The organism is Winslowiella toletana, from assembly GCF_032164335.1.
Classification (GTDB): Bacteria; Pseudomonadota; Gammaproteobacteria; order Enterobacterales; family Enterobacteriaceae; genus Erwinia; species Erwinia toletana_A.
This window is the reverse complement of record NZ_CP134152.1, coordinates 3,992,289-4,005,107: the sequence shown is the minus strand read 5'-3', so window position 1 is coordinate 4,005,107 and position 12,819 is coordinate 3,992,289. Positions and strand designations below refer to the sequence as shown.

At 53.7% G+C, this 12,819-nt stretch carries 11 protein-coding genes; 10 read left to right on the top strand and 1 reads right to left on the bottom strand.

Features of this window, described 5'->3' with window-relative positions; all coding sequences use genetic code 11:
* Positions 1-367 precede the first annotated feature (367 nt).
* Positions 368-1,519, bottom strand: coding sequence for a methionine adenosyltransferase (gene metK / locus RIN69_RS18450; protein WP_313853620.1), 1,152 nt, complete (start codon positions 1,517-1,519; stop codon positions 368-370).
* 863 nt (positions 1,520-2,382) lie between these two features.
* On the opposite strand from metK, the gene speA reads away from it, so the two are divergent.
* The 10 genes from speA to RIN69_RS18400 all read left to right on the top strand — a co-directional run bounded on the left by speA (position 2,383) and on the right by RIN69_RS18400 (position 12,817).
* Positions 2,383-4,359 (top strand): biosynthetic arginine decarboxylase, encoded by a 1,977-nt coding sequence (speA, locus tag RIN69_RS18445; protein ID WP_313853618.1) that lies wholly within the window; start codon positions 2,383-2,385, stop codon positions 4,357-4,359.
* A gap of 144 nt (positions 4,360-4,503) precedes the next feature.
* A complete protein-coding gene (gene speB, locus RIN69_RS18440; RefSeq protein WP_313853616.1) occupies positions 4,504-5,427 on the top strand; it encodes an agmatinase in 924 nt (307 codons plus the stop codon).
* A 646-nt stretch (positions 5,428-6,073) separates the two neighbouring features.
* Complete coding sequence (locus RIN69_RS18435; RefSeq protein ID WP_313853614.1) at positions 6,074-6,400, top strand: Rieske (2Fe-2S) protein; 327 nt, start codon at positions 6,074-6,076, stop codon at positions 6,398-6,400.
* Entirely contained in the window at positions 6,400-6,708 is a 309-nt protein-coding gene (locus RIN69_RS18430) for a recombinase-like helix-turn-helix domain-containing protein (RefSeq protein ID WP_313853613.1), read from the top strand. The genes RIN69_RS18435 and RIN69_RS18430 overlap by 1 nt, the downstream gene beginning before the upstream one ends.
* A 14-nt stretch (positions 6,709-6,722) precedes the next feature.
* Positions 6,723-7,754, top strand: a complete 1,032-nt coding sequence (locus RIN69_RS18425) for an aromatic ring-hydroxylating dioxygenase subunit alpha (RefSeq protein ID WP_313853611.1) — start codon at positions 6,723-6,725, stop codon at positions 7,752-7,754.
* Positions 7,754-8,503 (top strand): SDR family oxidoreductase, encoded by a 750-nt coding sequence (locus tag RIN69_RS18420; protein ID WP_313853610.1) that lies wholly within the window; start codon positions 7,754-7,756, stop codon positions 8,501-8,503. The genes RIN69_RS18425 and RIN69_RS18420 overlap by 1 nt, the downstream gene beginning before the upstream one ends.
* 17 nt (positions 8,504-8,520) lie before the next feature.
* Complete coding sequence (locus RIN69_RS18415; RefSeq protein WP_313853609.1) at positions 8,521-9,309, top strand: IclR family transcriptional regulator; 789 nt, start codon at positions 8,521-8,523, stop codon at positions 9,307-9,309.
* 96 nt (positions 9,310-9,405) lie between these two features.
* The gene (locus tag RIN69_RS18410) at positions 9,406-10,338 is read left to right on the top strand and encodes a VOC family protein (protein ID WP_313853607.1); all 933 of its coding nucleotides are present in this window, start codon (positions 9,406-9,408) and stop codon (positions 10,336-10,338) included.
* The gene (locus tag RIN69_RS18405; RefSeq protein WP_313853605.1) at positions 10,335-11,531 is read left to right on the top strand and encodes an NAD(P)/FAD-dependent oxidoreductase; all 1,197 of its coding nucleotides are present in this window, start codon (positions 10,335-10,337) and stop codon (positions 11,529-11,531) included. The genes RIN69_RS18410 and RIN69_RS18405 overlap by 4 nt, the downstream gene beginning before the upstream one ends.
* 29 nt (positions 11,532-11,560) lie before the next feature.
* The gene (locus RIN69_RS18400; RefSeq protein ID WP_313853603.1) at positions 11,561-12,817 is read left to right on the top strand and encodes an MFS transporter; all 1,257 of its coding nucleotides are present in this window, start codon (positions 11,561-11,563) and stop codon (positions 12,815-12,817) included.
* Positions 12,818-12,819 lie beyond the last annotated feature (2 nt).

Here is a 12,819-nt window from a genome sequence, read left to right as displayed (position 1 = left end):
CCAGCATTTTTCACCTGTTTAAGACCTGATAACCAGACGGTATTGGTCATTTATAAGTTTCTGACATTATTCCAATTATTGCCCATCAGACGACGCTGAAAATAGCGCATTTTTTTACTTATGACTACGCCGCGCAACATCTAAATAACAGATAATTAAAGCGTTTCAAAATGTAATCGTTATCAGAGAAAGGTTTCAGACGGAAAAAAAGTCCAGGCGAGACTAACTATTGCAGCGATGTTTGATGGCTGGGATGGGGGATGGTCGGTATCAAGGGAGATAGTGTTCGGCGTAAAAAAAGGACGGGAGCTGTTTTCGGCTCCCGTCCTGATGATATGCAGGGTATGACCCCCGCGACAAAAATTTATTACAGGCCAGCAGCTTCGCGCAGCTGTGCGGCTTTATCCGTTTTCTCCCACGGGAAGTGCTCACGGCCAAAGTGACCGTAGGCCGCAGTCTCGCGGTAGATTGGGTGCAGCAGATCCAGCATCTGAATCAGGCCGTATGGGCGCAGATCGAAGAATTCACGCACCAGCAGGGTCAGCTGTTCGGTAGGGATTTTTTCGGTACCGAAAGTTTCAACCATGATGGAAGTCGGTTCTGCAACGCCGATAGCGTAAGAGACCTGAATTTCACAACGGTCAGCCAGACCGGCAGCAACGATATTCTTCGCCACGTAACGTGCAGCATAAGCTGCTGAGCGGTCAACTTTAGACGGATCTTTACCGGAGAATGCACCGCCGCCGTGACGCGCCATGCCGCCGTAGGTATCAACGATGATTTTGCGACCGGTCAGACCACAGTCACCCATTGGGCCACCGATAACAAAACGGCCAGTCGGGTTGATAAAGAATTTGGTGCTTTCATTCAGCCATTCAGCTGGCAGAACCGGCTTGATGATCTCTTCCATCACCGCTTCTTGCAGATCTTTCAGGCCAATCTCTTCAGCATGCTGAGTCGACAGTACGACGGCATCGATACCGACAATTTTGCCGCTATCGTACTGGAAGGTGACCTGGCTTTTTGCATCCGGGCGCAGCCACGGCAGGGTGCCATTTTTACGCACTTCAGACTGGCGCTGCACCAGACGGTGAGCGTAAGTTACCGGTGCCGGCATCAGCACGTCGGTTTCATTGGTGGCGTAGCCAAACATCAGGCCCTGGTCGCCGGCACCTTGCTCCAGCGGATCGGCGCGGTCTACACCCTGGTTAATATCCGGAGACTGTTTACCAATGGCATTTAACACCGCACAAGAGTTGGCATCAAAGCCCATATCAGAATGGACATAGCCGATTTCACGCACCGTATTACGGGTGATCTCTTCGATATCAACCCATGCAGTGGTGGTGATTTCGCCGCCAACCAGCACCATACCGGTTTTCACATAGGTTTCGCAGGCAACGCGCGCTTTCGGATCCTGTTCCAGGATGGCATCAAGGACGGCATCTGAAATTTGGTCAGCGATTTTATCAGGATGTCCTTCTGATACAGACTCGGACGTAAAAAGGTGTTTAGCCATTTTATTCTTTACCTTACTAAAACGGGTTAAATAACAACTGCATAGCGAAGAGAAAGGTTAGCCTGACTCCACGCCCCCTCAGGCAAAGCCGTGAGCAGTTCATTTGGTGCAGGCCTTCATGTCAGACTCAGACTGACGATGCTAAAGCGGCACAAGCAGTCCAGAAGTTAGCCAGTATAGACGGATTAACATCTGGATGGCTATTTTAGGTTACTCAGTAATCCAAATGCCAGTGATTTTTGGAATTACGCATTTTTGGTTTATTTTGCGTTGGCAATTTTTCCTGACAATCATCGCACTCAGCACATTTTGGTTTTGCATTTTTGTGCTGGCGGCTGTATAAAACGCCGCTGCCTTTTGGGCGGTAAATAAGGGAGCTACGCCGCCGTTACGTCAGGCCCGCCAGATAGCCAGAGCCTGCTCTGGTTTTCATCCTCTGTCCTGTTTTTCCACGTGCTTATTGGGTATGTGTGGAGGTGATACGAGTAATGAACCACGTTTGCGTTTTTTCCGGTTCGCTACGCCACTCTGGCGTGCTTCAATCCCTTTCTGTTTCGGTATCCGATCTTCTCTCTCGCCGAAGTTATATTCGTTTCGGTAATCATCACGACACCTGCGCCGGTTAACCTTTTGCTACAGTTTGGCAAGGGACTTTCAGTTTACTGAGAGCTGACTTACGCTTTTTCTGACCCGTTTCACGGAGTTCGGCGACGTGTTTCATTCTGAAAACTTACTTCAGCCCGCTTTTTGGCTAAATCAGTCATTAATGCTGGGTTTATCGACAGATTATGGGTTGTTCTGGCAGGATCGACCTGCGATAGTAGCTAACTGTTTCGCATCATTACTAAAAATTGAGGTTCGCGATGTCTGACGACATGAAGACTATTAAGGGTTCGTCAGCAGGCGAACAGGGTGTACTCCGCTCTATGCAGGAGGTGGCCATGAGCGATCAAGATGCCAGCAAAATGCTGCGCACCTACAATATTGCCTGGTGGGGTAATAACTACTATGACGTCAACGAGCTGGGCCATATCAGCGTCTGCCCCGATCCTGATGTGCCGGAAGCCCGGGTTGATTTAGCGAAGCTGGTGAAAGAGCGCGAGGCCGATGGTCAGCGTTTACCGGCTCTGTTCTGCTTCCCCCAGATCCTTCAGCATCGCCTGCGTTCTATCAACGCAGCGTTTAAACGTGCGCGCGAATCCTACGGCTATAAAGGGGATTACTTCCTCGTTTATCCGATCAAAGTGAACCAGCACAAGCGTGTGATTGAGTCGCTGATCAACTCCGGCGAGCCGCTGGGTCTGGAAGCGGGTTCTAAAGCCGAGCTGATGGCGGTGCTGGCCCATGCTGGCATGACGCGTTCAGTGATTGTCTGTAATGGCTATAAAGACCGCGAATATATTCGTCTGGCGCTGATTGGCGAAAAACTGGGTCACAAAGTGTACCTGGTGCTGGAAAAAATGACCGAAGTGAAGCTGGTGCTGGAAGAGGCTGAGCGTCTGAACGTGGTGCCGCGTCTTGGCATCCGTGCGCGCCTGGCGTCTCAAGGCTCTGGCAAATGGCAGTCCAGCGGCGGCGAGAAATCGAAATTTGGCCTGTCCGCAACGCAGGTACTGCAACTGGTCGAGATTATGCGTGAAGCGGGTCGTATCGACAGCCTGCAGCTGCTGCACTTCCACCTCGGTTCGCAGATGGCTAACATCCGCGATATCGCCACCGGCGTGCGCGAATCTGCCCGGTTCTATGTCGAGCTGGCGAAGCTCGGCGTTAATATTGAGTGCTTCGACGTTGGCGGCGGCCTGGGCGTGGATTACGAGGGTACGCGTTCGCAGTCTGACTGCTCGGTTAACTATGGTCTGAACGAATACGCCAACAATGTCATTTGGGCGATTGGCGATGCCTGTGAAGAGCATAACCTGCCGCACCCGACGGTCATCACCGAGTCTGGTCGCGCGGTAACTGCGCACCACACCGTACTGGTTTCCAATATTATCGGCGTAGAGCGTAATGAATTCAGCGTGCCACAGGCGCCGAATGCTGATTCACCGCGCCCGATTGTCAGCATGTGGGATACCTGGCAGGAGATGCACGAGCCGAACAATCGCCGCTCGCTGCGTGAATGGCTGCACGACAGCCAGATGGATCTGTTTGATATCCATAGCGGCTACTCGCAGGGGACTTACGATCTGATTCAGCGTTCATGGGCTGAGCAGCTGTATCTGAGCATTTGCCACTATATTCAGCAGCATTTGGACCCAAGCAACCGTGCGCACCGTCCGATTATTGATGAGCTACAGGAGCGCATGGCGGATAAGATTTACGTCAACTTCTCGCTGTTCCAGTCAATGCCGGATGCGTGGGGAATCGATCAGCTGTTCCCGGTACTGCCGCTGGAAGGTCTGGACAAATCGCCAGAGCGCCGTGCGGTGCTGCTCGATATCACCTGTGACTCTGACGGGACTATCGATCACTATATTGATGGTGACGGTATCGCGACGACCATGCCAATGCCTCAGTACGATGTGGATAATCCACCGATGCTCGGCTTCTTTATGGTTGGTGCCTATCAGGAAATTCTCGGCAATATGCACAACCTGTTCGGTGATACCGAAGCGGTGGATGTCTTTGCTTTCCCTGATGGCAGCGTTGAAGTGCAGCTTTCCGATGAGGGCGATACCGTTGCGGATATGCTGGAGTACGTGCAGCTCGATCCAAAAGAGCTGCTGACTCACTTCCGCAATCAGGTGAAACAAACCGATCTCGATGAAGAGCTGCGCGCGCAGTTCCTCGAAGAGTTTGAGAACGGCCTGTATGGTTACACCTACCTCGAAGACGAGTAACAAATCCGGCGGCGCGTGCGTCGCCGGTATTAACTGATGTGTACGAATACTCAATCCCTTCCTCGTCGGGTTAACGACGCGGAGGGGATTTTTTTCATCTAAACCTAAACGATGCCTGATGAAGGATTGCAAGAGGACAATATTATGAATAACACCCTGGGCCATGAGTACGATAACTCTCTGGTTTCTAACGCCTTCGGTTTTATGCGTTTTCCGGTTAACTTCCAGCCTTATGATGCTGATGCCGAGTGGGTGATCACCGGTATTCCATTTGATGCCGCAACGTCAGGCCGTCCCGGCAGCCGTCTGGGGCCAAACGCAATTCGTCAGATCTCGACTAACCTCGCGTGGGAAGAGTGTCGCTATCCGTGGAACTTCGATCTGCGTAAGCGTCTGAAAGTGATCGACTGCGGCGATCTGGTGTACGCCTTTGGTGATTCGCAGGATCTGACTGATAAACTGCAGGCGCATGCCGAAAAGCTACTGGCTAACGGTAAGCGTATGCTGACCTTTGGTGGTGATCACTACATTACCCTGCCACTGTTACGCGCCCATGCGAAATACTTTGGCAAAATGGCGCTGGTTCACTTCGATGCGCACACCGACACCTATTCCAACGGCGCGAAGTTCGATCACGGCACCATGTTCCACCATGCGCCAGCCGAAGGTCTGATCGATCCGGATCATTCGGTGCAGATCGGTATTCGCACCGAATTCGACAAGGATCTTGGTTATCACGTGCTGGACGCGGCTCAGGTTAACGATCGCAGCGTTGACGACATTCTGGCGCAGGTGAAGCAGATTGTGGGTGATATGCCGGTTTATCTGACCTTTGATATCGACTGTCTGGACCCGGCACACGCGCCTGGCACCGGCACGCCGGTAATTGGCGGTCTGACTTCCGATAAGGCTTTAAAACTGGTTCGTGGCCTGCAAGGGTTGAATATCGTCGGCATGGACTTAGTGGAAGTGGCTCCAGGCTATGACCAGTCCGATCTGACCGCGCTGGCTGCTGCCACGCTGGCGCTGGATATGCTGCACGTGCAGGCAGTTAATAAAGGCGAATAATTCGCGCTTTATTGTGCAGGGGAGCCGAAATGGCTCCCCTGACGCCCTCCATTAATCCCACTCTTTTAGTGTTAAACGATTGGAATTAGCCGTTTTCGTCGTTGCTGACAGATTAAAACCGTTCATAGGCAACAGCCGTTGCGCAATAAACTATGATTTTTTGAATTGCGACAGAAAATTATTCCCTTCCTGTTTCACAGATGAAACGATTTAAATTATTACAACCGTACGGGGATTATTTATTGAGGAAATTACTTTGTAGTTTCACTGGTGAAACTATATGATTTTCAGTTAGTTGTTTATTTCCTTTTGCTGAATGGTTTCACTAATGAAACCAACGCGTCAGCGATAAGAAGCTATTTTTTCAGATGTAATGGATGTACCTGAAAAAATTCAGTGGATGATATTTAAGAAATATCCTGTCACAAAGATAAAAATAATATTCTGTTATCTCAGATGCGTTAATAATAACTATTTCCTATATCCCCCTATTTTTCGTGATCAATTACACAGTTGCGTTAAATAAAAACCTCCGCACCGCCGTTCTCTCTTTTTTCTCCTTGACGAACTTTTGCACGCTTTTATATTGCCTGTATTAGATAAGAAACAAAGTTTCATATATGAAACAAATACCTGGAGGTTTTTTATGAGCTGGATGAGCGTGTGCAATGTTTCACAAGTTCAGGAGGATTTTCCCTTTAGTGGCAAGGTGGAAGGCCGCGAGATCGGTGTTTACCTGGTAGAGGGGGACTATTACGCCCTTGAGGATGTTTGCCCGCACGCCTATGCCTTACTCAGTCAGGGATTTGTTGAAGATGGCAAAGTGGAATGCCCACTGCATGAAGCGGTATTCGACATAAAGTCAGGCCGCTGTCTGCGCGAACCCGGTGAACGCGATCTGCAACGTTTTCCGCTGCGCATCATCGATAACCAAATCCAGATAACCTTTATCGCAGAGGAGCAGGAACAGTGATGAGCAACGATCCCGGTTTTAATCCACAACTGCCGGAAAGCTGGCAGTTTACGCCTCCTGCCGAAGGCGGCAACGGCGCCATCCATCAGCCTGGCCAGTTTCATAATCTGATCTGGCAAACGCGTAATCGCCAGCCTGAAGCTTTTGAAATCTCATTGATTGCCACGCTGGAAGAGCTGTTCGCCGACGGCGTTGACACCTTGCCACAGCTGGTCAATGCGCTTAATCAGCAGCGTGTTTTTGATCGCAGCGGGCAGGCGTGGAGTGAAGCGAGCTTCGCCGAGTTTTTACAGGTTAACGGTTACTGAAGCCGGGAGAAATCATGACAACCAATATCCAACGTTATCTCGATAAAGGCTTACGTGGCCTGTGGTATCCGGTGCTGGCGAGCTGGGAAGTGCAGTCTGCGCCGGTTGGCATTACCCGACTCAGTCAGCAAATTGTCGTCTGGCGCAATCGGGAAGGGCAGTTGCAGGCGCTGGAAGATCGTTGCCCGCATCGCGGCGCACGTCTGTCGATGGGCTGGAATCTGGGTGATCGCATCGCCTGCTGGTATCACGGTGTGGAAGTTGCCGGCGACGGTGAAGTTAAAGATGTACCGGCGGTCGATCGCTGTCCGCTGGTCGGGCAGAAATGCGTGCGTAGCTATCAGGTCAAAGAGGAGCACGGCGCAATTTTTCTCTGGTTTGGCGTCACGGCTGACGATCAGCCCAGCGAACTCAGCTTTCCGCAGGAACTGGCCGACAGCGCCAGCTATAGCAATTTCCTCTGTACCGCTGGCTGGAACTGCAACTATCAGTACGCGCTGGAAAACGTGATGGACCCGATGCATGGCACTTACCTGCACTCCTCGTCGCATTCAATGGCGGAAGGCGATCGTAAGGCTGACATGATTCTGCAACCTACCGCCAGTGGCTTCGTCTTTCAGAAAGAGGGGCAGATTGGCGTTAACTTTGACTGGGTGGAGTTTGGCGACAGCGGCGCACAGTGGATGCGTCTGTCGATTCCTTATCAGAAGCGCTTTGGACCGGGCGGTCATTTCTGGATTGTGGGCATGGTGGTGCCGGAAGATGAAGATCACTGCCGGGTATTTTTCTGGCGCATCCGTAAAGTGGATGGCTGGCAACGTGACTTATGGCGCTTTATGTACCGCAACCGTCTTGAGGGATTGCACTGGGATGTACTGGAGCAGGATCGGGTGGTACTGGAGAGCATGGCACCGAATGCGCGCGAACATGAATATCTGTATCAACATGATGTTGGCTTGTCCCGCTTACGCCGCATGATGCAGAAGGCGGCCAAACAGCAGCTGGCGCGAATTGAGGCGCAGAGCGAGCAGCAGGGTGTCTCCTGATGAGCGGTTTGCTGGCAGGAAAGCGGATTGTGGTGACCGGTGCGGCGCGTGGGCTGGGCTATCAGTTTGCCGCCGATATTGCCGCCGCCGGAGCGCAGGTGGTGATGTGCGATATTCTCAGCGCTGAACTGGAGAAAAGTGCCGAACGACTGCGCCAGCGTGGTGCTGAGGTCAGTACCCAAACTATCGATCTGGCCGACAGTATTTCAGTGGAGCAGGCGTTTAACGCTATCGGTCAGCATGGCGCAATTGACGGGCTGGTAAATAACGCTGCGCTGGCGACCGGCGTGGGTGGCAAAAGCATGATGGAGTATGACATTGAGCTGTGGGATCGCGTAATGCAGGTAAATGTGCGCGGTACCTGGCTGGTGTCGAAAGCGGCGGTGCCGCTGATGGCGAAAGGCGGAAAAATTGTCAATGTCGCCTCCGATACTGCGTTATGGGGCGCTCCGAATCTGCTGGCGTATGTTGCCAGTAAAGGCGCAGTGATTGCCATGACGCGCTCAATGGCACGTGAACTGGGCGAGCGCGGCATCTGCGTCAATGTTATCGCACCGGGGCTGACCCGGGTTGAAGCCACCGAATATGTTCCGGTCGAGCGACATCAACTTTATGAGCAGGGAAGAGCCTTAAGCGGCGCGCAGCATCCAGAGGATGTCAGCGGCAGCGCGATTTGGTTGCTGTCACCCTTGGCCGACTTTGTCACCGGCCAGTTATTACCGGTTAACGGTGGATTCGTTTTCAACTGAGTGAGTCGGGAGACGCCATGTCAGACGATCAAAGCTGTCGCTATCTTATTCCCGGGCTGGATCGCGGGTTGAAACTGCTGCTGGCTTTCGGCCAGCAGCACCGTGAGATGACTTTTGCTGAAATGCACCGGCTGGTGGATATGCCAAAAGCTACCGCCTACCGGGTGGTGCAAACGCTGGAGTTTATGGGGTTTATTGAACGTAACCCGCGTAACAACACCTTTACCTTAGGTATGAATGTGTTGCGGCTGGGGTTTGAATATATCGCCTCGCTGGATGTGGCGCAGGCCGGGCAGCCGGTGATTGAACAGCTGCGTGACAGCAGCCAGTGCAGCAGCCATCTGGCGATCCGCGACGGGCGCGATCTGATTTACATCGCCCGCGTCAGCGCCGCCGGTTCACAAATTAACCAGGTCAGCGTCGGCACGCGTTTGCCGGTGCACTGCACTTCACTTGGTCGGATGCTGTTAACCGATATTAGCCGCGGTGAGTTTGAGCAGCTTTATCCGCAGGAAGCGTTGCCGGACAGCGCACCGGGCGCGCCGAAAAATCGGGAGAATCTGTGGCAGATGGTGCAGCAGGATAAGGCGCGTGGCTATGTGATTGGTGAGTCTTTCTTCCGTCATGGCATCTCGTCAATTGTTTATCCAGTGTTTAAACGCAGCGGCAAAGTGGCGGCGGTGGTGAGTATTCTGGTGCCGTCGGGCGAAGTGCCGCCAGAGGATCGCCAGCGTCTGCAACAGCAGGTGCGGGGCGCGGCAGATAAAATATCCGGATTTTTAGGGCATCTAGCCAAAGCCAGTTAATAGTGATTTAAATCATGTATTTATCAGGCGCAATAATCTGCGCCGGGGCAGCTATACGCCAAAAATCATTCACCGTAATTAAAGAGGCGAAAAACTATGAGCGTAATGGGTATCGAAAAGCTGGAGTTTGGCGTCGAGGATCTGGCGCTGTGCAGCAAATTTATCCGCGATTTTGGCTTACAGCCAGTGACTGGCGCGTCCTCGCATCATTACCAGACCCTGAGCGGAGCACAGGTTGCGCTGTACGACCACGCCTGTCCGGAGCTGCCTGCTGCTTTTGAACCGGGTTCAACGCTGCGCCGAATGACCTGGGGAGTAGAGGATCAATCGGCGTTGGATCAGATTCGCCCACGCATGCAGCAGCAGCCGGGATTCAGTGAGTGTGACGGCGTACTGAGCTGTCGCGATCCCAACGGGATGACCATCCGGGTACAAATTTCCCAACAACAGCCGGTTGAACTGCCGATTTCACCGATTAACCAGTGGGGCGATGTACGCCGTGTCGACCAGCCCAGCCCGGTGTATGAACGCGCCGAGCCGGTCAATATTGGTCATGTGGTGTTCTTTGTTGAAGAGCTGGCGGCGGTTGAACAATTTTATCGTGACGTGCTCGGTTTTCAGGTCTCCGACCGTTATATCAACCGCGCGGTGTTTATGCGCTGTCAGGCGCGGGGCGGCCATCACAATCTGTTTCTGTTACAGCTGCCGAACAAAAAGCGTGGACTCAATCATGTTGCTTTTACCGTGCGGGATATTCACGAAGTGATCGGTGGTGGCATCGCGATGAATAAAGAGCAGTGGAGCACGTTTATTGGGCCGGGACGACATCCGATTTCGTCTGCTTACTTCTGGTACGTCAACAGCCCGACCGGCGGTGCTTTTGAGTATTACACCAACGACGACTGGCTGACCGAAAACTGGCAGCCGCGAGAGCTGGAGCATTCGCTGGTGTCATTTACCGAATGGGCAGTTGAAGGGGGTATCGATCACGATACGCGCCGTCAGCAGCACAAGCTGGAGGTGTTATGAGTGCCGGCATGGTGATTATCGGCGGCGGTCAGGCGGGCGGCTGGGCGGCAAAAACCCTGCGTGACCAGGGCTACAACGGCAGCATCAGCATTATTGCCGACGAACCCTGGGATTTCTACGAGCGTCCGCCGCTATCAAAAGCCGCGCTGCTGCAGTCGGATGCGCCGCTGGCGCGCCTGTTTAGCGAAGAGACACAGCGGGCGCTGCATCTGCGCTGGTATCGTCCGGTGCGCGCCGAACAGATTCTGCCGGAGCAGAAACAGCTGTTGCTGAATAATGGTGAAACGCTGCCGTATGACAAGTTGCTAATCGCCACCGGCAGCCGTCCGCGCTGGCCGGACAGTGCCTGGCAGGCTCATCCACGCGTAATGGCGTTGCGTAACTGGCAGGATGCGCAGGCGCTGAAGCAGGCGCTGAATCAGTGTCGGCGGCTGGCGGTGGTCGGCGGTGGCTGGATTGGCCTTGAGATCGCCGCGTCGGCCCGTAGCAAAGGTATTGATGTCACGCTGTTTGAGCGCCAAGCCTTACTGTGCCAGCGCAGCGTCAATCCGCAGGTATCACAGGCATTATGGCAGCTGCATCAGCAGCAGGGGGTCGATCTGCAGTGCGATTGCGGCGAGATCCAACTGAGCGATGCGGCAGGTTATCCGCAGTTGACCAGCGCAAAAACCGCGACGCAAGCCTTTGATTTGGTGGTGGTTGGCATTGGTATTGAGCTGAATCTGGAGCTGGCGGCGCAGGCGGGATTAGCCATCGATCACGGCATTGTGATCAACGGCCAGGGGCAGACCAGCGATCCGGCGATCTTTGCCGCCGGTGATGTCGCACGCCATCCCGAATTAGGAATTTCATTACAGTCCTGGGCATTTGCGCAGAATCAGGCGCAGGTGGCAGCAAAGGCCATGCTGGATGCCACTACGGCGGATTATCAGGAAATTCCGTGGCTGTGGTCCGATCAATACCACTGCAATATTCAGATCCTCGGGCTACCGGCGGAGGGCGACACGATACATCGCCCGACAGCGAGCGGCGGCCTGTGGTTTACGCTGGATAATCAGCAGCGCTTACAGCAGCTGGTGGCGATCAATGACGCGCGCACTATCAAGCTGGCAAAGCGCTGGATCGCCGCTGAGCGGGTGTTGGATCCGGCGCAGTTAGCCGATTCGACGTTTTCGTTAATGACGCTGCGCTAGGATCGCGCTCACCCGACAGGGGAAATCGCATGACAAGCATTGAATCATCCACTGCGGCGGTTACAGCCAGCGGTGCAGGCAGTTGCACGTCTGAAAAACCGGTGCGCTGGTCGATCCCGTTAACGTTGTTCGCCTGCGTATTGCTGGCGTTCTTCGACAAAATCAGCATCGCTGCGCTGTTTTCCGACACGCATTTTCAGCAGGCGATGGGGATCGGTTTCGATACCACGCGGCTAGGCCTGCTGATGAGCGCTTTTTTATTAAGCTATGGCTTCTCATCGGTACTGCTGAGCGGACTGGGCGATCGCGTTAATCCGGTGCGGCTGCTGACCGGCATGATGCTGCTGTGGAGCCTGCTAATGCTGGCAATGGGTTTCACCCATTCCTACAGCGGGATGATGACGCTGCGCATTCTGTTGGGCATTGCCGAAGGGCCGCTGTTTCCGCTGGCATTCGCCATAGTGCGGCATAACTTTCCACAGCACTTGCAGGCGCGCGCCACCATGCTGTGGCTGCTGGGCACACCGGTTGGTGCCGCCATCGGTTTCCCACTGTCGCTGTTTATCCTCAATCATCTCGGCTGGCAAAGCACCTTCTTCTTTATGGCGCTGCTGACGCTACCGGTGGTGGTGCTGGTACGGCTGGTGATGCGCAATGTTCAGCAAGCGCCACGCAGCACCAGCAGTACTACGGAAGAGCCACAGCGCCGCAGCGCACGCAAAGCATTGATGCGCAGCGCGCATTTCTGGCTGATCTGCCTGTTTAACATCACTTTTCTGACCTATCTGTGGGGAATCAACGGCTGGTTACCGAGCTATCTGATTGAAGGAAAAGGTATTCATCTGTCGGAAGCGGGATGGATGGCCTCATTACCCTTTATCGCCATGCTGCTGGGCGAAGGGGTCGGAGCCTGGCTTTCCGACCGGGTCGATAAGCGTGCGCTGGCCTGTTTTATCGCGCTGGCCGGGGCGGCAGTTGGGCTGGTAGCGGTGTTACATCTGCAGCAGGGCTGGCAGGTGATTGCGGCGATGAGTTTCAGCACCTTTATGTGGGGAGCCGGTGCGCCGAATATTTTTGCTCTGCTGGCTAAAGCGACCGATCCGCAGATCAGCGCGACGGCAGGCGGCATTTTTAACGGCCTCGGCAATTTTGCCGGCGCGCTGGCACCGGTAGTGATGGGGGCGCTGATCGCGGCGACTCACAACATGGATAACGGTCTGCTTTTTCTGGTGGTGATGGCGGCGCTCGGTTGCGCGTTGTTACTGCCGATCCTGAAACGTTACTGAGG

What these genes read in the sequence shown, in the direction of transcription:
- speA (WP_313853618.1), top strand. Translation starts at nt 2,383, where the DNA reads ATGTCTGACGACATGAAGACTATTAAGGGTTCGTCAGCAGGCGAACAG.
- metK (WP_313853620.1), bottom strand. Translation starts at nt 1,519, where the DNA reads ATGGCTAAACACCTTTTTACGTCCGAGTCTGTATCAGAAGGACATCCT.
- RIN69_RS18415 (WP_313853609.1), top strand. Translation starts at nt 8,521, where the DNA reads ATGTCAGACGATCAAAGCTGTCGCTATCTTATTCCCGGGCTGGATCGC.
- RIN69_RS18410 (WP_313853607.1), top strand. Translation starts at nt 9,406, where the DNA reads ATGAGCGTAATGGGTATCGAAAAGCTGGAGTTTGGCGTCGAGGATCTG.
- RIN69_RS18435 (WP_313853614.1), top strand. Translation starts at nt 6,074, where the DNA reads ATGAGCTGGATGAGCGTGTGCAATGTTTCACAAGTTCAGGAGGATTTT.
- RIN69_RS18400 (WP_313853603.1), top strand. Translation starts at nt 11,561, where the DNA reads ATGACAAGCATTGAATCATCCACTGCGGCGGTTACAGCCAGCGGTGCA.
- RIN69_RS18430 (WP_313853613.1), top strand. Translation starts at nt 6,400, where the DNA reads ATGAGCAACGATCCCGGTTTTAATCCACAACTGCCGGAAAGCTGGCAG.
- RIN69_RS18420 (WP_313853610.1), top strand. Translation starts at nt 7,754, where the DNA reads ATGAGCGGTTTGCTGGCAGGAAAGCGGATTGTGGTGACCGGTGCGGCG.
- speB (WP_313853616.1), top strand. Translation starts at nt 4,504, where the DNA reads ATGAATAACACCCTGGGCCATGAGTACGATAACTCTCTGGTTTCTAAC.
- RIN69_RS18405 (WP_313853605.1), top strand. Translation starts at nt 10,335, where the DNA reads ATGAGTGCCGGCATGGTGATTATCGGCGGCGGTCAGGCGGGCGGCTGG.
- RIN69_RS18425 (WP_313853611.1), top strand. Translation starts at nt 6,723, where the DNA reads ATGACAACCAATATCCAACGTTATCTCGATAAAGGCTTACGTGGCCTG.